Here is an 18,993-nt window from a genome sequence, read left to right on the forward strand (position 1 = left end):
TTTTTCTTGTCGTTCGCGGCGTTAAGGCCTAGAAGCGACGCGGACCGCGGGGGCGATCGTCGCGCGGACGCGCTTCGTTCACACGCAGGGTGCGACCACCGAGATCCTTGTTGTTCATGCCTTCGATGGCCTGTTTGGCATCGTTGTCGTCCGGCATTTCCACGAAACCGAAGCCGCGCGAACGGCCCGTCTCGCGGTCCATGATCACCTTGGCCGACGAAACTTCGCCGAACGCTTCGAAAGCGCCCCGCAGTTCGTCGTCATTGGTGTTCCACGACAGATTGCCCACGTAAATATTCATCTCGACTGATCCTAGCGATACCGTGTCATTATTTCTGAAAAACCGTACGGACTCGTCAACGACACCAAACTAAGACCAACGGAGAACGGCCAAAGCCGTATGAACTCCGAGTCTACATATTTTTCGTCGCTTGCAATAGCTCAAGCGGGAAAAAAATTCAAGCGCTGTGGCCGCACCGTAAAAGTGCGCTGACTTAGCTGCAATTCGGCTTGTTCGGCGCCTGACGATACAGCTGCATGGCCTGGTTCATATGGCTCTGCAGATTGTTGATCCGGCTCTGGTTGGAGGGATGGGTCGACATGAACTCGGCCGGCTTTTCGCCGCCGGCGGCGGCCATGTTCTGCCATAGCGCGACCGACTCGCGTGGATCGAAGCCGGCCCGGGCCATGAGTTCCAGCCCGATGGTGTCGGCCTCGCTTTCCTGGGTGCGTGAAAACGGCAGCAGAATACCGACCTGGGCGCCCAGGCCGAGCGCGGACATCACTGCCTGGTTGCCGCCGCTGCCGGAGCCGCCGAGAAAAGCCGATACCACCTGCAGACCGCCCTGGGTGGCAGCCTGTTGCGAGACGCGCTCGTTACCGTGGTCGGCCAGCACGTGGCCGACTTCGTGGCCGATGACCGCGGCGAGCTGATCGTCGGTCTTGGCGACATCGAGCAGGCCGGAATAGACACCGATCTTGCCGCCGGGCAGCGCGAAGGCGTTGACCTGGTCGTCCTTGAACACGGTGACTTCCCAGTCGCCGCCGGTTACGCGGGTGATCGCGTTGGCCACGCATTTCACATAGCGATTATCGGCGGTGCTGGTGTCGATCGGTTCTTCCTGCTTCATCTGCTGGTAGCTCTGAACGCCCATTTGCGCGATCTTTTCTTCCGAAAAGAGCTTGAGCTGGTTGCGCCCGGTTGGCGATGTCGCACAGGCGGCGAGCAATAGCAGCAGTGAAGCGACATAGATTCGACGCATGATCGACTTTCTCCCGAAGGCGGCGCGTGAAAGCGCCAATGACTCGTGTCCCGTAGATGACGATTCTATCGCGACGAGCTTGCGCGTCCATGAATACCGGGCCGGGCGCACCGGTGCATTGGTTACAATGCGCGCCATGGACGATGTATCGACGATTCTCGACTCTCTCAACGAAGCCCAGCGTGAAGCCGTAGGCGCGCCGCCGGGGCATATGCGCGTACTTGCCGGCGCGGGGTCCGGCAAGACCCGGGTACTGATTCACCGTATCGCCTGGCTGATCGGCGTCGAGGGCGTATCCCCGCAGTCGATACTGGCGGTGACCTTTACCAACAAGGCCGCCGGCGAGATGCGCGCCCGCCTCGAGCCGATGCTGCGCGTACCTGCGCGCGCGCTGTGGGTAGGCACGTTTCATGGCATCGCTCATCGGTTGCTGCGGCTGCATTTCAAGGAAGCCAAGCTGCCGCAGGCGTTTCAGATCATCGATTCGGACGACCAGTACCGTCTGGTGCGGCGTACGCTCAAGAATCTGGAAATGGACGAACAGCGCTGGCCGCCGCGCCAGATGCAGGGCTTCATCAACAGCTGCAAGGAGGCCGCCGAGCGCCCGCGCGATCTGGCCGATACCGGCGACTACGCACGTAGCCAGATGATTCGGGTCTATCAGGCCTACGAAAACGCGCGCGAATCCGCCGGCCTGGTCGATTTTCCCGAGCTGCTGCTGCGCGCCTATGAGACCTGTCGCGACAACGCCGACCTGCTGGCGCACTACCGGCGGCGTTTCAGCCATATCCTGGTCGACGAATTCCAGGATACGAACGCGCTGCAATATGCGTGGATTCGCCTGCTGGCCGGCGACAGCGGCAAGGTGTTCATCGTCGGCGACGACGATCAGTCCATCTATTCCTGGCGCGGCGCGCGGGTGGATAACATCCTGCGCTTCGAGGAAGACTTCAAGGACACCGCCACCGTGCGCCTGGAGCAGAACTATCGCTCCACCGGCACGATCCTGGGCGCGGCCAACGGTCTGATTGGCCACAATCTCACCCGGCTGGGCAAGGAGTTGTGGACCGCCGGCGCCGATGGCGAGCCAATCGACGTCTATGCGGCCTTCAACGAGTACGACGAGGCCCAGCATGTCGTCACCCGCATCCAGAACTGGATCGCCGACGGCGGCAAGCGCTCGGATATCGCGATTCTGTATCGCTCCAATGCCCAGTCGCGCGTGCTCGAGGAACGGCTGATTGCGGCCGAGATTTCCTATCGCATCTATGGCGGCCAGAAGTTCTTCGAGCGCGCCGAGATCAAGGACGCATTGGCCTATATGCGGCTGCTGCAGTCCCGGGCCGACGATGCCGCCTTCGAGCGTATCGTCAACACGCCGACGCGTGGCATTGGCGCGACCACGGTCGACAAGATCCGCAGCCATGCCCGCGCCGGCGCGATGAGCCTGTGGCAGGCCGCGTTCGATCTGGCCGAGAACGGGCTGCCGGCCCGGGCCGGCAAGATGGTGATGGCGTTCATCGAACTCATCGATACGCTGGACGCCGAGATCGAAGGCATGGCCCTGCACGAAATCGCCGAAAAGGTGATCACGGCCACCGACCTCAAGGCGCACCACGGCAAGGGTGGCGACGAAAAAGCCGAAGGGCGCAAGGAAAACCTCGACGAACTGGTGTCGGCCGCGCGTGCCTATACGGCCGATGACGACGACACCATGGACGAAATCACCCAGTTTCTGGCCTATGCCTCGCTGGAAGCCGGCGAGAACCAGGCCGGCGAGTGGGACGAATCCGTGCAGTTGATGACCCTGCACTCGGCCAAGGGCCTGGAGTTTCCGCTGGTGTTCATGGTCGGCCTCGAAGAAGGGCTGTTTCCACACCAGCGCTCGGTCGACGACGATAACGGCCTCGAGGAAGAACGCCGCCTGTGCTATGTCGGCATGACCCGGGCAATGGAGAAACTGCATATCTCGCATGCCGAGGTGCGCCGCCTGCACGGCTCGGAAAATCTGTGTGCGCCGTCGCGTTTTCTGCGTGAGATTCCGGCGGATTTTCTGCGCGAAGTGCGCCCGCAGGCCGGCATCAGCCAGCCGGTGTTTCGCCCGGGCAGCATTGCCAAATCCGAACAGCGCGCGGCCGGGCTGTCGCTCGGCCAGCGGGTATCCCACAAGAAATTCGGCCAGGGCACGGTGCTGGCCTTCGAGGGCGATGGCGCGCGTGCGCGTATTCAGGTGAATTTCGATGGCGTGGGTAGCAAGTGGCTGATCGCCGGCTATGCCAAACTCGACCCGGTATGATCGGAAATCGGTCGCACTGAACAAAAGACACGCATCGAAGCGTGTAACAAATCGTGTAATAAATAGGGGAACGCGATGGGGGGTTGTCGTATTGGGGGCGTGGCGGCTAGCTGGCTGATGGCTGCTTCGGCAGCGGCATGGGCTGTGCCCGGCATGGCTCAGGATAACGACCGGTTTGCGCCGCAGCCGCTGGCGTTTTCCGATCAATCGCCCACGGTGGCGGTTTATGGTCTGCCGCGTGCCGACGGCTATACCGTAGCCGAGCCCAGGGCCTGGCATGCCGGGCTGCGCATCGACTACACCAGCCACTTCAACGAGCAGCAAAGCGGTAACGAAAGCCTGTTGTTCGATGGCGAAACCACGCGCGCGGCCGTCGTTTTCGAGCGTGGGCTGGCCAACGACTGGCAGGCGACGGTCGAAATTCCCTTCGTCGATCACAGCGGCGGCTTTGCCGACGGCTTCATCGACGATTTTCATGATGTCTTCGGCTTTGCCGATGGCGGGCGTTCGGGTGCCCCGCACGATCGCCAGACGTTTCGCTACCAGCGGGATGGCCGTGTCGCACTCGATGTCAGCGATTCGCCTTCGGGCATCGGCGATGTCCGTCTCGGCCTGAAAAAACGCCTGGCCGGCATGGGCGACTGGGGCATGGCCGTGGCCGGCGAGCTCAAGCTGCCCACGGGTGATGCCGACCGCTTGACCGGCAGCGGCGCGGCCGACGTGTCGTTGTGGGCCACCGTGGGCAATAACCAGAACGGTACCTCGCGTTGGCGCATGCTGGCTGGCGCGGGCGGGCTGTATTCGGGCAAAGGCGACGTGCTCGAAGACCAGCGCGTCCAGGAAGTTGCCTTCGGCTGGGCCACGCTCGGTTATGCGCTGGCGCCGACCTTCGTGGTCGAAGTTCAAGCCTATGCCCATAGCGCGTTCTATGACGATACCGATATCGAGGCCCTCGACGGCACCGCCGTGTCTGGTGCACTGGGTTTCGACTGGCGCCTGAGCGAGCGCTCGCAGCTGGAATTTGCGATTATCGAAGACCTGAACACCGGCGCGTCGCCGGATGTCAGTTTTCTGCTGGGGCTGCGCCACGCCTTCTGATGCGCCCCCGGCAAGTGGGGGATTGATGAATAATCGTTATTTTTCGGCGTGGCGGGCGCTGGTCTGGCTGGGTATTGTCGGGCTTTTTCTGGCCGCCTCGCCGGCGCTCGCCCAGCCGGCCGATGCGCCGTCCGCCGATGCGGACCTGGCGGCCGCGGCCATGCCGGCCGCCGAGCGCGGCGTGCGCCTGCGCGTGGGCACCAAGACCGCGCCGCCGTTCGTGGTGGAACGTGGCGACGGGCGGTTTTCCGGCGTGAGTATCGTGCTCTGGGAAGCCGTTGCCGAGCGCCTGGGTATCGAATACGACTATGTACCCAGCGATCTGGCGAGCTTGTTTACGGGGTTGGAGGATGGCGGGCTGGATCTGTCGGTGGCCGCGCTCACGGTCACCGCGCCCCGCGAAGCCCATATCGATTTCTCCTATCCGTTCTATTCCACGGGCCTGGCGATCGCGGTGCCGGCCAGCGACGGCAGCGCCGTTTGGGCGACCATGCGACGCTTCTTTTCCTGGCAGTTCTTCACCGCGCTTGCCGCACTCGCCATCGTGTTGTTGGCGGTGGGCGTGATCATCTGGCTGTTCGAGCGCCGGGCCAATGCCGAGGAATTCGGTGGCAGTACCGCCCAGGGCCTGGGCAGCGGCTTCTGGTGGGCGGCGGTCACCATGACCACGGTCGGCTATGGCGACAAGGCGCCCAAAACGCTCGGCGGCCGGCTGGTCGGTCTGGTCTGGATGTTCGCCGCGATCATCATCATTTCCAGCTTCACGGCTGCGATCGCGACCTCGTTGACCGTGGATCGCCTGTCGTCGGGCATCAAAAGCGTTCAGGATCTGGCCAATGCGCGCGTGGTCACGGTGGCCAATTCTGCTGCGGCCGATGCCTTGCGCGATCGGGGCATCGCTTTCAGCACGCGGACCGAACTCGAAGACGGCCTAGCCGCGCTGACCGACGGGCAGATCGACGCCGTGGTCTACGATGCGCCGCTACTCAACTATCGGGTGATGAACGAATATGCCGGCACGCTGACCGTGCTCGAATCCATCTTCGATCGCCAGGATTATGCCTTTGCCCTGCCCCAGGGCAGCGATCTGCGCGAGCCGATCAACCGTGCGATTCTCGAATATCTGGCCACGGATGCCTGGCGCGACACGCTGACCGAATATCTGGGCCAGCAGCCCTAGGGCGCCAGCCCGCGCGGATTAGTCCTTGGCGCGCATGACCAGCGTATCGATACGGTTTTCGCGCAGGCGTTTGAGCATGTTGTTGAGTTCGCTCGACGAGCTGATGGTATTGCTCTGAACGCGATAGACCGTCTTGCCCGAGGGCAGGTCGACTTCGACCGTCTTGGCGGCCAGCCCCAGCAGGCCCAGCTCGGCCTTGCGTCGTTCGGCATCGGCCGGCGTCGAGAACGAGCCGGCCTGGATAATGTAACGGCCCGGTTCCTCGACCTTGGGCGTGGTGGGCTGCGGTTTGGACGCCGGCTGTTCGGCCTCGGCCGCGCTATGTGAACCATGGCCCGAGGAGCCCGCGTGTTTTTTCTTCTCCGGATATTCTTCTTCCGGAATCACCACCTCGTAGTTCGGCAGCATCTTGTAGAAGGAAAACCGCGGTTCTTCCTCTTCGGCCTCGGGTTCGCTCGCGGCCGCTTCGGCGGCCTTGGTCTGTTTCGATACGTCTTCGCTGCGGGCTTTTTCGGGCGTGGCGATCTGGATCTGTTCGCGGGCGAGATCGCCGCCGGGGCGGGCGAAGATATAGAACACCGCAGCGACGGTCAGGCCGATACACAGCCCGCAGATCATCCACACCCAGCCGGGCGGCCCACCGCTTTTGGCGCGCTTGGTCGGCGTCGGCCGGGCGGCCGGCTTGCGACGGGTGGGTTTGCGCTTGCCACCGTTCGACGAGGAGTTGCCGGGGCGGCCGGAATAATCGCGTGCCATTACATCTGCTCCGGAGCGCTCACGCCCAACAGCTTGAGCCCGTTGACCAGCACCTGTCGGGTGGCGAACACCAGCGCCAGGCGGGCATTGCGCAGGGCCGCGTCGTCGACGAGGAACTGCTGGGCGTTGTAGTAACTATGAAAGGCATCGGCCAGATCGCGCAGATAATGAGCCACGGCCTGCGGCGCGAAATCCGCCGCGGCGTTTTCGATGAGCTCGGGAAAGCGCGAAATCGCGGTGATCAGGCGTTGTTCGTGGGGGCTATCCAGGCGCGCAAAGTCGGCTTCGTCGCGGCGGTAGGCCAGGCCGCGCTCGGCCAGCTGGCCGTTGACGCTGCAGATACGCGCATGGGCGTACTGAATGTAGTAGACCGGGTTGTCTTCGGACTGGCTGCGGGCCAGGTCGATATCGAAGGTCTGCTGGGCATCCGGCTTGCGCGCAACCAGGAAGTAGCGTGTGGCATCACGGCCGACTTCGTCGATCAGATCACGGACCGTGACATAGGAGCCGGCGCGCTTGGAAAGCTTGACCTCTTCGCCGCCGCGCATGACCGCGACCATCTGATGCAGCACATAGGAGGGCCAGCCCTGCGGGATGCCGATATTCAGCGCCTGCAGGCCGGCGCGTACACGTGCGATCGTGCCGTGGTGATCGGCGCCCTGAATATTGATGGCATGCCGAAAGCCGCGTTCCCATTTGCCTCGGTGATAGGCGACATCGGGCACGAAATACGTATAGCCGCCCTCGCTTTTACGCATCACGCGGTCTTTGTCGTCACCGTAGTCGGTGGTCTTGAGCCACAACGCGCCATCGGCTTCATAGGTATGGCCGGCATCGATCAGCGCCTGGACCGTGGCCTCGACGCGGCCGTCGGCATACAGCGCCGATTCCAGCGCATAGTTGTCGAACACCACGCCAAAGGCCCGCAGGTCCTGATCCTGTTCGCGGCGCAGATAGGCCACGGCGAATTCGCGCATCGCGGCCATATCCTGCGGGTCGGCCGCGCCGGTGACTTCGCGGTCGTCGGCGACCACGGTATCGCCGCGCAGATAGGCCGCCGCCAGGTCCGCCAGGTATTCGCCGCGATAACCGCCCTCGGGCCAGTCGGCATCATCCGGGCTCAGACCGGCACAGCGGGCCGCGACCGAGCGGGCCAGCATTTCGATCTGGTTGCCGGCATCGTTGTAATAGAACTCGCGCGTGACCTGCCAGCCCGAGGCCTCGTACAGCCGGGCCAGACAATCGCCGATCGCCGCCTGGCGGCCATGGCCGACATGCAGCGGTCCGGTCGGATTCGCCGAGACGAACTCGATGAGCACCTGCTGGCCGGCGCCGGCTTCGCTATGGCCGTAGTGCTCGCCGGCGGCCAGTACGTCGTCGATTACCGCCCGAAACGCCGCCGAGGCAATAAAGAAGTTGATGAAGCCCGGGCCGGCGATTTCCACCTGGGCGATGCGCGCGTCGTCGGCCAGGGTATCGACGATGGTCTGGGCGATCTCGCGCGGGTTGCGGCGCAGCGTCTTGGTGAGCGTCATCGCGATATTGCTGGCGAAATCGCCGTGGGCGGCGTCGCGGGTACGCTCCACATGGGGCGTATCGGGGGTGTCGATATCGGGCCAGGCGCGGGTAACGGCGTCGGCAAGCAGGTCCTGAACGAGACGTTTCACGGTGTTTTCGATAGCGGTCGCGAGAATGACCGCGCAGTCTAACGCGCGCGCTCACGCCGGGCCACGTCTGGCCCCGGCTGGATACACGCTTCGATCAGCACGAAGGCCCGATGCGCGGGTGCGGGCGCGTGCGCCGCATCCACCAGCTCGTCTTCGGGCAGCACGCGTGCGCGGGTAAACCCGCAGTCTTCGAGCATGGCGATGGCTTCGTCTGTATTCGCACACAGCTGTTCGCGCAGATCGCGCCCGCTGATACGTCGTAGCGCATCGAACAGCAGCCGGCCCGGCATGCCGAATGTGTCGATGCGCTCGCGCGGATGCACCTCCAGCAGATAGCGTCCGCCGCCCAGGCGCGCAAGCAGTTCGGCGATCGCGCGCCAGGCGCGGCGTTTTTCGGCGTGATCGAGATAATCGGTCACCCCTTCGGTCATCGCGATCACCCGGGCATCGGCGCTCGTGCGCAGCGCACCACCCAGCCCAGGGTCGAGCAGATCGCCCACCTCGAGTGTGTAGTTGCCCGGCACGTCGTGCTTGGCCAGACGAGCGCGACGCGCGGCCACCATATCGGCCAGGTCGTAGTCGACCCAGTGCATGTCGGGATGCTTGCGTGCGTGGGCGATACCGCGTGTGGACAGGCCGGCGCCGATCTCGATCGCCAGATCCGGCGCCTGGGCTTCGGCCCAGGCAGAAAACCAGCGATGACGCCAGTACAGGCTTTCGCTGAACGCTCCTGCGGCCGGCGCGATCGGGCGCAGGGCGCGACAGCCGTAGTGCATGGGCAAGAACAGCGCCCGTCCGCGCCGGCTGTCGAACCAGTTGGCATATTCGAAGCCGAAATGCGCCCAGGCGCTGGCCGTGGCATAGCCGGTCAGCGATACGCGGGGGTTGCCGGCGCTGGGGTGTTCGGCGTGGTTCATATCGCTGTCCTATCGGCCCGATCGTATGAACTTTCGCATATTGTCCGTGGTGCCGGTCAGAGCAGATCCTGCGGATCGACATCGATCGACCAGCGCACACGCTTGGCGCCCGGCAGCTCGCCAAGCACGCGTTGCCAGTGGTCGAGCGCCGGATGCAGACGGGCGCGATGGCTGGCATGCAGAAGCAGATGGGCACGAAAGCGCCCGGCTCGACGCTGCATGGGCGCGGGCACCGGACCCCAGCAGGCGATCTGGTCGTCGACGCGGATGGTGGCCGCGGCCTGTTCCAGAAACGCCTGCGGGGACTGCATGTCGTGGGCCTCGGCGCGCAGCAGGGCAAGATGGCCGAATGGCGGCAACGCGGCTTCGCGGCGTTCGGCCAGGGCTGCCCGGGCAAATCCGTCGTAACCGTCGGTGAGCAGGCGATGCAGCAGCGGATGCTCGGGATGGCGGGTCTGTAACCAGACCTCACCGGCCAGATCGGCGCGTCCGGCGCGCCCGGCGACCTGGGTCACCAACTGGGCCATATGCTCGGCGGCCCGGAAATCCGCCGAAAACAGCCCGCCGTCGACATCGAGTACCGCGACACAGGTCAGACGGGCGAAGTCGTGGCCCTTGGCGAGCATCTGGGTGCCCACCAGCAGTTGCGTGGTGCCACTGGCAACGTCGGCGAGCTGGCTTTCCAGCTGGCCCTTGCGCGCCACGCTGTCGCGATCGAAGCGGGCCAGGCGCACGTCGGGGAAACCGCTGCGCAGCGCGCCGGCCACGCGTTCGGTACCCACGCCGAGCGCGACCAGCTGTTTCGAGCCACAGCTCGGGCAGCACGCGGGCGTGCTTTCGTGGGCACCGCAGTGGTGGCATTGCAGGCGCGCGCCGCCGCCATGCAGCGTCAGCGGCGCATCGCAGCGCGCACAGGGCGCAATCCAGCCGCAGTCGTGGCAGGACAACGCCGGCGCATAGCCGCGGCGGTTGATGAACACCATCACCTGGTTGCCCGCGGTGAGGTGGCGTTCGATATGCGCGAGCATCGGGTCGGACAATCCGCCCAGCAGCGGTCGCGAGCGGATATCGATCACCCGCACGGGCGGTAGCGCCGCGCCGGTGGCGCGCTCGGGCAGCGTGACGTGGCCGAACCGGCCCTGATCGGCGTTGTACAGGCTTTCCAGCGCGGGTGTGGCGCTGCCGAGCACGATCGGAATATCGGCCTGCTGGGCACGGCGCAGAGCGACATCGCGGGCGTGATAACGAAAGCCGTCCTGTTGCTTGTAGGAGCCGTCGTGTTCTTCATCGACCACGATCAGGCCCAGCCGTGGCATGGGTGTGAATACCGCCGAGCGCGTGCCGATGACGATATCGGCATCGCCCGCGCGCGCAGCGCGCCAGACATCGGCGCGTTCGCCATCGCTGCGCTGCGAGTGCAGCACGCCAATGCGGGCATCGAAGCGCGTGCGCAGGCGCTCGATCAGCTGCGGGGTGAGCCCGATCTCGGGGGCAAGAAACAGCACCTGCCGGCCGGCAGCCAGGGCATCGGCCATCTGGCGGCAATAGACTTCGGTCTTGCCGCTACCGGTCACGCCTTCCAGCAGGGTCGGATTAAAGCCGTGGCTGCGTTCGTTGAGCCGTTCGATGGCCTGCTGCTGTAGCGCGGTCAATGCCGGTGCAGGACCGGCGCTGCCTTGTTCGAGGGCGCCGGGCAGATCCACGGCCAGGATCAGTCCGCGGCGTTCGAGAGCCTTGAGCGGCGCATGAATCGCGCCGAAGCGCGCGAGCAGATGCGAATGCGCCACCGGGTGCCCGCCGGCGCGGATGGCCGCGAGCAGTTCGTGCTGGCGTCTGGCATGGGCCGGCGGCGCGTTTTCATCCGTCGCGGCGAGGGCCTGCCAGCCGCGATGACGGTTGGGCGTCTGGTCGGTTCTGGCCCGCCGCAGCGCGACCGGCAGTGCCGTCGCCAGGGCTTCGCCGATCGGGTGATGGTAATAGCGCGCAGCCCAGCGCAGCAGGCCCAACAATGACGCATCGAACACGGGCGCGTCGTCCAGGCGGGCGTCGATCGGGCGCAGGCGCGCGCGGGGCAGGTCGCTGTCCACCCCGCTTTCGAGGACCACGCCGACCAGTCGCCGGCGGCCGAAACGAACCAGCACGCGACTGCCGACTGGCGTCGTGGCGTCGGCGTCGAGATCGAGATAATCGAAGCCCCCGTATAAAGGGACGGGCACCGCAACCCGCAGGATCGGCGCGATTTCCTGGCCGGCCATCAAGGGTTTACAGCCTGTGGATAAAATCGTGGATGAATTTTTCGAACGGATGCGCGCAGGTTATACAAATACCGAGTTCCGGCCCAGATTTCGATATTAATTCGTTCTATATCAGTGGTTTGGGGAAATTCCGAGTTAATGTGCGCTGCAGCAAAATCAATTACGCGATCTTTTGCGTCCTGTGTATATGTGGATAAACCTTTTTCGGCAGCGGCCAGGCCAGCGTGCACGGGCCGGCTGCGCAAGGCGCGGGCTGTGGAGAAGATCGCGCTCATCGCGTGAGCGTGCGCAGTTCGTCGAGCATGGCCAGGGTCAGGCCCCAAAGGCGTTGGCCGTCGCCGCAGTGGTAGCAGGGCATGGGGATGCGCACATGTCCGATCGGCCAGTGCATCGTCTGGCGATTGGACGGCTCGTCGAGCCAGGCGAGCGCGAGCCAGCGCGTGGCGGCGATTTCGTGGTTGAGGACTGGCTCGTCCGGGTGGGCCAGCCGGTAGACGAACGGCGACACCACCATCGGCGCGCGCCGGCGGTGATCGAGTGTGAGGCGGTCGTTCAGGCGGCCGATTCCGTCGTCGCGGCCGATGGTCAGTCCCACTTCCTCGGCGGTTTCGCGACAGGCCGCGCGCGAGGCGCTGGCTTCGTCCACGCCGTCGACGCGTCCACCGGGAAAAGCCATATCGCCCGACCAGGGGTCGCCCTCGCGTTGCGCACGCACGGCAAGCAATACGTCCACACCCTGCCGGCTTTCGCGCAGGATCACGGCGACCGCAGCGCGCTTGAGCCGGCGGCGAAAACGCAGACGGCGTGGCGTGTAGCCGGCCAGGGCGTGGGCGAGAGGGGCGAGTTCGTGCATGCGACAAGCTTAACCGCTGCCGATCGTGGCCATGAAAAAAGCCGCCCGGAGGCGGCTTTTTCCTGCGACCCGGGCAGCGCTTCTAGAGCTGCTTGAGGCCGTTGGCCAGATCCGTACAGACCTGCTTCGCGTCGCCGAACACCATGCGGGTGTTGTCGCCGAAGAACAGAGCGTTCTGTACGCCGGAGAAGCCGGTGCCCTTGCCGCGCTTGACGACGTAGACCTCGCGGGCCTTGTCGACGTCGAGAATCGGCATGCCGTAGATCGGGCTGGATTCGTCGGTACGCGCGGCCGGGTTGACCACGTCGTTCGCGCCGATGACCAGCGCCGCGTCCGCGTTCGGGAACTCGGCGTTGATCTCTTCCAGATCGAAGATCTTGTCGTAGGGCACGCCGGCCTCGGCCAGCAGCACGTTCATGTGGCCCGGCATACGGCCTGCCACCGGATGGATGGCGAACTTGACGTCCACGTCGTGCTCTTTTTCCAGCATCTGCACGAATTCCCAGAGCTTGTGCTGGGCCTGGGCCACGGCCAGACCGTAGCCGGGCACGATGATCAGGCTGTCGGAATAGGCGAACGAAGCAGCGGCGTCGAAAGCCTCGACCGATTTCATCTCGCCTTCCGGGCCGTCGGCCTGGGCGCCGTCGTCCACGCCGAAGCCGGCGAACAGCACGTTCGAGATCGAACGGTTCATGCCGTTGGCCATGAGCAGCGTGAGCAGCGTACCGGCCGCGCCTACCACGGTACCGGCGATGATCATCGCCGCGTTGCCGAGCACGAAGCCCTCGAACGCCACGGCTAGGCCGGTGAAGGCGTTGTACATGGAGATGACCACCGGCATGTCGGCGCCGCCGATCGGGTTGGTCAGCAGCACGCCGAAGGCCAGCGACAGCAGGAAGAACAGCGTGACCAGCACGGGCGCGCTGCCATCGGAGGCGATGATGGCAATACCCAGAATCACGGTGATCGCGGCAACGCTGCCATTGATCAGCTGCTGGCCGGGCAGGCGGATGGTCTTTTTCATCTTGCCTTCGAGCTTGGCCCAGGCAATCAGCGAACCGGAGAAGGACACGCCACCAATGAGCGCGCCGATCACGGCCAGCGTGAGCACGGTCGCGCCGTGGTCGAAGGCGCTGCCGGAATACATCTCCACCAGCGCGATGGCCGCAGCCGCGCCGCCGCCCATGCCGTTATAGAGTGCGACCATCTGCGGCATGGCGGTCATTTCGACCTTCTTGCCGGTATACCAGGCGCCCGCGCCGCCGATGACGATGGCGAGAATCATCAGCACGTAGCGGAAGAAGCCCGCTTCCATGGCCGGATGCCAGAGCGTGACCACGGTGGCCAGCGCCATGCCGATGCCGGCCCACTTGATGCCGCTCTTGGCGGTCTTGGGCGAGCCCATGCGCTTGAGGCCGATGATGAACAGTACGGCCGCGATGAAATAACTCGCGTCTACGGTAAATTCCCAGAAACTCATATTCGGTAACCTTTTCGTGTGCTCGTTCTTGTAATGGGATCAGCGAGGATCAGTCCTTGGAGGACTTGAACATTTCGAGCATGCGCTCGGTCACGACATAACCGCCGACCGCGTTGCCGGCCGCCAGAATCACGCCGATAAAGCCGATCAGCGTCTCCCAGAAACCGTCGGCATGGCCCAAAGCGACCATGGCGCCGACGAGCACGATCCCGTGCACGAAGTTGGAACCCGACATGAGCGGGGTATGCAGAATGGCCGGTACACGGCCGATGATCTCGTAGCCGGTGAAGGCCGCGAGCATGAAGATATAGAGTGCGACAAAACCTGTAATCACTGTCTTTTCTCCCAGAAATTGATGAGCCGGTCGCCGAAGGGCTAGCCGTTGCCTTCGAGGGCTTTCTTGGCGGCTTCGTTGACGGTTTCGCCGTCGTGGGTGAGCGCGGACTTGGCCAGGATTTCGTCGTCCCAGTTGATTTCGAGCTTGCGCGTCTTGTCGGCCGGCTTGGCGTCTTCCTGGCCTTCTTCCTCGATCACGATCAGCTGCAGGAAGTTGAACAGGTTCTGGGCATACATCTCGCTGGCATGCTCGGCCAGCAGCGCCGGTACGTTGGACGGCCCGTAGATGGTCACGCTGCCATGGGTGACCACTTCATCGGGCTGGGTGAGCTCGCAGTTGCCGCCGCCGGACGCGCCCAGGTCGATGAGCACCGAGCCGGGCTTCATGGCATCGACCATCGCCTTGGAGATGATCTTGGGCGCCGGCTTGCCGGGCACCGCGGCGGTGGTGATCACGGCGTCCGCATCGGCCATGTTCTTTTCCAGCATCTGCTGCTGCTTCTTCTTTTCCTCGTCGGTCAGCTCACGTGCGTAGCCGCCTTCGGCTTCGGCTTTCACGCCTTCGGCCATGAGGAAGTCCGCACCCAGCGACTCGACCTGTTCCTTGGTGTCGGTACGCACGTCATAGGCGAATACCTTGGCGCCCAGACGCTTGGACGTGGCGATGGCCTGCAGGCCGGCCACGCCCGCGCCGATCACCAGCACCTTGGCCGGGCGGATGGTGCCGGCCGCGGTGGTCAGCATGGGCAGGAAGCGTTCCAGCGAATTGGCGGCCATGAGCGCGGCCTTGTAGCCGGCTGCGGAAGCCTGCGAGGACAGCGCGTCCATCGACTGGGCACGGGTGATACGCGGCACCAGTTCCATGGCGAAGCTGGTTACGCCGGCGTCGTTGAGCGCCTTGACCGTGTCCGGGTTGTTGTGGGCCTGGACGAAGCTGATGAGTACCGCGCCCTTTTTCATCTTGCCGATCGACTGGGCATCGGGCGCGTTGACCGCCAGCACCACATCGGCGCCGAATACATCGTCGGCGTTGTCGGTGATCTGGACCGGCTCCTTGAAGGATTCGTCCGGAATGCGGCTGCCTTCGCCGGCGCCTTTGGCGATCTTGATATCGACGTTCAACTTGGCCAGTTTGTCGGCCACTTTCGGCACCATGGCGACACGGGTTTCGCCACTGGCCGTTTCTTTCGGGACTGCGATAGTTACGCTCATGTCTTCCCTTGATTTGTTCTAATGAATATCCGGCGCGGCGAATCGGCGCGTGTGAACACACTGATATGACGCGTGCTGCGCTCGTCAGGCCGCAGGCCGGATCAACCCCGAAATCAGTCTAACCCAAACTATTAGGCTTTCGTAGCATGGACGGGGGTCGAGACGATCAATTGGCCGGCTGGGTCACTTTCGTCTCGACATAGTCCTCGGGGATGCTCAATCGCCGCTCGGACACGCGTTTGTGACTGACGTCCACCAGCTGGCGGCGCTCGCCGGTGTTGGTATCGGTAAAACGAACCGGCATGCCGGACAGGCTCAGATATGGCAGGCCCGCGGTTTCGAAGCCGGTGCCGGCGAGCAGCGTCTGCATGAGCGAAAACATGGAGGTGACGCTGGCAAACGTATCCTTGGAAATACCCAGTGCCTTGGGCGTGGCCACACACAGGGTTTCGGCCGGCCGGCCGTCGCGTACCACCTGTACGACCTCGCATTTCACGCCGGCCACGCGGTCTTCGCGGCCGGTGCGGTCCAGGCCGATCTTCTGATTGCGGGTATCCAGGCCGGGCACGGATTGCAGCATGGCCGCACGGGCCGTGGCCTGTTGATCTTCGGGTAGCTGTTGAACGCGGTTTTCGATCTGGGCGCGCAGCGCATCGACGCGCTGGCGGATCACGCTCGCCGAGTCGCTGTCCAGGCGGGTGTAGGTGCGCTCTTTCGGATCGATCGAGAAGATCGCCTTGTCGTTTTCGCGATAGAGCTGCCACTGGGGGCTGGCGTCATCGATACGCACCGCACCGGGGCGCATGTCCACGGTAAAGGCACCGCTGGCGCCCTGATAGGTCAAGGTGGTATCGGCGTGGGCGATGGCCGCGACAGCGCTCAGGCCGGCCAGCACGAAAGCGGCGGCCGTACGGCGGATTCGAATCATGGGCATGGTCCTTTCAAAGAGATCGGCGAATCGATGCCATGCCGCGTGCCTTGGCACACGGGCACAACAGATGATGGGTGCAGTACACTAGCGTCATGCTGCTCGTGGATGCCAGTGTCTATATATTCCGGGCGTTTCACTCGCTACCCTCGAGTTTGACCGGACGCGATGACCAGCCGCTGAACGCGGTCTATGGTTATACGACCTTTCTCGTGCAGCTGCTCGAAGCCGATGACGATCGCCAGGTCGCGGCGGCGTTCGACGAATCGCTCACGAGCTCGTTTCGCAACGAATTCTATGCCGATTACAAGGCCAATCGCGAACTGCCGCCCGCGGCACTCGAGGCCCAGATCGGCGCCTGTCGCGAAATCACCGAGGCGTTGGGCGTGGCCACGCTCTCCAGTCCGGTCTACGAGGCCGACGATCTGATCGGCACGCTGGCCGCTGCCAGCGACACCCCGGTCAAGATCGTCACCTCGGACAAGGACCTGGCGCAAATCATGGGCGCGCGCGATATTCTCTGGGACTACGCCCGCGAAATCCTTTACGACGAGGCCGCGATCGAAGCCAAGTTCGGCGTGCGCTGTGCCCGGATCGCCGATTATCTGGCGCTGGTGGGCGATAGTGTCGACAACATCCCCGGCGTGCCCGGCATCGGCGCCAAGACCGCGGCATCGCTTTTGCAGCGCTTCGACGGTATCGAGGCGCTGCTGGGCGATCTCGACGGCGTGGCCGCCAGCGGCCTGCGCGGGGCGAAATCGCTGGCGGCGAAGCTCGAAACCCACGCGGACCAGATCCGGCTGTCTTATCGGCTGGCCACTATCGTCACCGATATCGAACTCGATGCCGACCAGCGCGATATTCGCCGGCGCGCACCGGATTATCCGGCGCTGGCCGCGATCTGCGATCGGCTCGGCGTGGGCGAGCGCTTGCGCAAGCGCCTCGGGGTCGTCGCCTCGTGATCGACTGGGCGGCCATCGATACCGCCATTGCCAGTACAAGCGGGCGGCCGTTCGTGGCCGAGCGGCGTACCCGGTTGGGCGGCGGTTCCATCAACATCGCCTACCGGATTGAAAACGCCGTGCAGGCTTATTTCGTCAAGCTCAACCGACGCGAATGCAGTCTCATGTTCGCCGCCGAAGCCGCCGGGCTGGCCGAACTGAGCCAGGCGGTGGGGCTGCGTGTACCGCGGGTGATTACCCTCGGCCAGACGGACGCCCATGCGTATCTGGTGCTCGAACATATCGCCCTCGATGTGCTCACGCCGGCGGCAATGACCCGGCTCGGCGAGGGGTTGGCCGATATGCACGGCATCGTGGCCGTACGCTACGGCTTCGATCGCGACAACACCATCGGTTCGAGCATGCAGCCCAATGCCTGGCATGCCGAGTGGCTCGAATTCTGGCGCGAGAATCGTTTGGCCGTGATGCTCGATGCGCTGGCACCCCGGCATCCGGGGCTGGCACGGGATGGCGATGCCCTGCTGGCCGTGCTCGATACGCTGTTGGCCGGTCATCGTCCCGAGCCGTCGCTGGTGCATGGCGATCTATGGGGCGGTAATGTCGGGATGGACGAACACGGCGCGCCCGTATTGTTCGACCCGGCCGTCTATTACGGCGATCGCGAAACCGATCTCGCCATGGCCGAGCTGTTCGGCGGCTTTTCGCCGTTGTTCTTCGAAGCCTACTGGGGCGCGTGGCCGATGAGCGAGGGCTATCGGCATGTCCGGCGTCCGCTCTACCAGCTCTATCATCTGCTCAATCATGCCCGGCTGTTCGGTGGCCATTACGTGGCCGAAAGCCGGCGCGTGATGCAGCAGCTGCTGGCCAACGCCTGAGCGCGGTCATGCTGGTCGCAGCTCAGCGCATGCGTACAATGACGCGCATCGTCTTCGATTCACGCCAACGCCTGCGTACGCCGCCATGTCCGATATTCCGGTACTCGACACCCGCCCGCCGGCCGGCCTGACGCCGGGCTCGGTTGCGGCGAACAAGCTCGCCAAGCGACTCAAGCGTCTGACCGGTCAGGCCGTGACCGACTACGACATGATCCGCGATGGCGATCGCATCATGGTTTGCCTGTCCGGTGGCAAGGACAGTTACACCATGCTGGAGATGCTGCGCTATCTGCAGGAAGTCGCACCCGTGCGCTTCGAGCTGCGCGCGGTCAATCTCGACCAGAAGCAGCCGGGTTTTCCGGAACATATTCTGCCGGCCTATCTGGACGGGCTCGGCGTGGATTACGAAATTCTCGAGCGTGATACTTATAGTGTCGTCACCGAAAAGGTGCCCGAAGGCGCGACCATGTGCGGACTGTGCTCGCGGCTGCGCCGCGGCATTCTCTATCGTTATGCGCGCGAAAACGGCTTCAACCGGATCGCCCTGGGGCACCATCGCGACGACATCGTCGAAACCATGTTTCTGAACATGTTCCATGGCGCACGTATGGCCGGCATGCCGCCCAAGCTCAGGTCCGACGACGGCGAGAATGTGGTCATCCGTCCGCTGGCCTATTGCAGCGAGCGCGATATCGAACGCTATGCGCGGCTGAATCAGTACCCGATCATTCCCTGCAATCTGTGTGGTTCGCAGGCCAACCTGCAGCGCCAGAACATCAAGGGGATGCTGGCCGACTGGGAGCGCATAGACCCCGGCCGCAGTGAACGTATCTTTCGTTCCATGACGCGCATCGCGCCCTCGCAGATGGCCGATCGCGAGCTGTTCGATTTCGCCGCGCTGGATTGATCCAGAACA

18 protein-coding genes are annotated in these 18,993 nt (G+C 64.2%); 6 read left to right on the plus strand and 12 right to left on the minus strand.

All coding sequences use genetic code 11. The annotated features are described in order from the left end of the window. Nucleotides 1–28: 28 nt before the first annotated feature. Complete coding sequence (rbp, locus tag S4A8_RS08025; RefSeq protein WP_006914093.1) at nucleotides 29–301, minus strand: RNA-binding regulator; 273 nt, start codon at nucleotides 299–301, stop codon at nucleotides 29–31. A gap of 193 nt (nucleotides 302–494) precedes the next feature. Next, the gene (locus S4A8_RS08030; RefSeq protein WP_353175499.1) at nucleotides 495–1,262 is read right to left on the minus strand and encodes a M48 family metallopeptidase; all 768 of its coding nucleotides are present in this window, start codon (nucleotides 1,260–1,262) and stop codon (nucleotides 495–497) included. Nucleotides 1,263–1,398: 136 nt separating this feature from the next. Here S4A8_RS08030 and uvrD point away from each other — a divergent pair, with 136 nt between their 5' ends. The 3 genes from uvrD to S4A8_RS08045 all read left to right on the plus strand — a co-directional run bounded on the left by uvrD (nucleotide 1,399) and on the right by S4A8_RS08045 (nucleotide 5,836). Then, nucleotides 1,399–3,558, plus strand: coding sequence for a DNA helicase II (gene uvrD / locus S4A8_RS08035; protein ID WP_353219757.1), 2,160 nt, complete (start codon nucleotides 1,399–1,401; stop codon nucleotides 3,556–3,558). Between the two features lie 153 nt (nucleotides 3,559–3,711). Then, nucleotides 3,712–4,656: a DUF3187 family protein gene (locus S4A8_RS08040; protein ID WP_353219758.1), complete on the plus strand. Its 945-nt coding sequence runs from the start codon at nucleotides 3,712–3,714 to the stop codon at nucleotides 4,654–4,656. Between the two features lie 25 nt (nucleotides 4,657–4,681). Then, on the plus strand, nucleotides 4,682–5,836 hold the full coding sequence (locus S4A8_RS08045; protein ID WP_353219759.1) for a transporter substrate-binding domain-containing protein: 1,155 nt from the start codon (nucleotides 4,682–4,684) through the stop codon (nucleotides 5,834–5,836). An 18-nt stretch (nucleotides 5,837–5,854) separates the two neighbouring features. Here S4A8_RS08045 and S4A8_RS08050 read toward each other — a convergent pair whose 3' ends face one another. The 10 genes from S4A8_RS08050 to S4A8_RS08095 form a co-directional block, all read right to left on the minus strand. Further along, nucleotides 5,855–6,592 carry an SPOR domain-containing protein gene (locus S4A8_RS08050; protein WP_353219760.1) on the minus strand — a complete coding sequence of 246 codons (738 nt, stop codon included), beginning with the start codon at nucleotides 6,590–6,592 and terminating at the stop codon, nucleotides 5,855–5,857. Further along, nucleotides 6,592–8,259 (minus strand): arginine--tRNA ligase, encoded by a 1,668-nt coding sequence (gene argS / locus S4A8_RS08055; RefSeq protein ID WP_502950720.1) that lies wholly within the window; start codon nucleotides 8,257–8,259, stop codon nucleotides 6,592–6,594. Before argS ends, S4A8_RS08050 begins: the two co-directional genes overlap by 1 nt. Nucleotides 8,260–8,297: 38 nt before the next feature. Further along, nucleotides 8,298–9,176 (minus strand): hypothetical protein, encoded by an 879-nt coding sequence (locus S4A8_RS08060; RefSeq protein ID WP_353219761.1) that lies wholly within the window; start codon nucleotides 9,174–9,176, stop codon nucleotides 8,298–8,300. Between the two features lie 56 nt (nucleotides 9,177–9,232). Beyond that, a complete protein-coding gene (locus tag S4A8_RS08065; RefSeq protein ID WP_353219762.1) occupies nucleotides 9,233–11,431 on the minus strand; it encodes a primosomal protein N' in 2,199 nt (732 codons plus the stop codon). Continuing rightward, nucleotides 11,431–11,706, minus strand: a complete 276-nt coding sequence (locus S4A8_RS08070) for a hypothetical protein (protein WP_353219763.1) — start codon at nucleotides 11,704–11,706, stop codon at nucleotides 11,431–11,433. Before S4A8_RS08070 ends, S4A8_RS08065 begins: the two co-directional genes overlap by 1 nt. After that, a complete protein-coding gene (locus tag S4A8_RS08075; RefSeq protein ID WP_353219764.1) occupies nucleotides 11,703–12,284 on the minus strand; it encodes an NUDIX hydrolase in 582 nt (193 codons plus the stop codon). Before S4A8_RS08075 ends, S4A8_RS08070 begins: the two co-directional genes overlap by 4 nt. 82 nt (nucleotides 12,285–12,366) lie before the next feature. Further along, nucleotides 12,367–13,764, minus strand: coding sequence for an NAD(P)(+) transhydrogenase (Re/Si-specific) subunit beta (locus S4A8_RS08080; protein ID WP_353219765.1), 1,398 nt, complete (start codon nucleotides 13,762–13,764; stop codon nucleotides 12,367–12,369). A 49-nt stretch (nucleotides 13,765–13,813) separates the two neighbouring features. Continuing rightward, nucleotides 13,814–14,098: an NAD(P) transhydrogenase subunit alpha part 2 gene (locus S4A8_RS08085; RefSeq protein WP_006914082.1), complete on the minus strand. Its 285-nt coding sequence runs from the start codon at nucleotides 14,096–14,098 to the stop codon at nucleotides 13,814–13,816. A gap of 41 nt (nucleotides 14,099–14,139) precedes the next feature. Next, nucleotides 14,140–15,312, minus strand: coding sequence for an NAD(P) transhydrogenase subunit alpha (locus S4A8_RS08090; RefSeq protein WP_353175481.1), 1,173 nt, complete (start codon nucleotides 15,310–15,312; stop codon nucleotides 14,140–14,142). Nucleotides 15,313–15,478: 166 nt separating this feature from the next. Beyond that, nucleotides 15,479–16,240: a DUF4412 domain-containing protein gene (locus S4A8_RS08095; RefSeq protein ID WP_353219766.1), complete on the minus strand. Its 762-nt coding sequence runs from the start codon at nucleotides 16,238–16,240 to the stop codon at nucleotides 15,479–15,481. A gap of 95 nt (nucleotides 16,241–16,335) precedes the next feature. On the opposite strand from S4A8_RS08095, the gene S4A8_RS08100 reads away from it, so the two are divergent. From S4A8_RS08100 to ttcA, 3 genes are all read left to right on the plus strand, one after another. Further along, nucleotides 16,336–17,202: a 5'-3' exonuclease gene (locus S4A8_RS08100; protein WP_353219767.1), complete on the plus strand. Its 867-nt coding sequence runs from the start codon at nucleotides 16,336–16,338 to the stop codon at nucleotides 17,200–17,202. Beyond that, nucleotides 17,199–18,077, plus strand: coding sequence for a fructosamine kinase family protein (locus S4A8_RS08105; RefSeq protein WP_353219768.1), 879 nt, complete (start codon nucleotides 17,199–17,201; stop codon nucleotides 18,075–18,077). The genes S4A8_RS08100 and S4A8_RS08105 overlap by 4 nt, the downstream gene beginning before the upstream one ends. 85 nt (nucleotides 18,078–18,162) lie before the next feature. Then, nucleotides 18,163–18,984 (plus strand): tRNA 2-thiocytidine(32) synthetase TtcA, encoded by an 822-nt coding sequence (gene ttcA, locus S4A8_RS08110; protein ID WP_353219769.1) that lies wholly within the window; start codon nucleotides 18,163–18,165, stop codon nucleotides 18,982–18,984. Nucleotides 18,985–18,993: the final 9 nt, after the last annotated feature.

It is taken from the genome of Salinisphaera sp. S4-8, assembly GCF_040361235.1.
In the GTDB taxonomy this organism is placed as follows: Bacteria; Pseudomonadota; Gammaproteobacteria; order Nevskiales; family Salinisphaeraceae; genus Salinisphaera.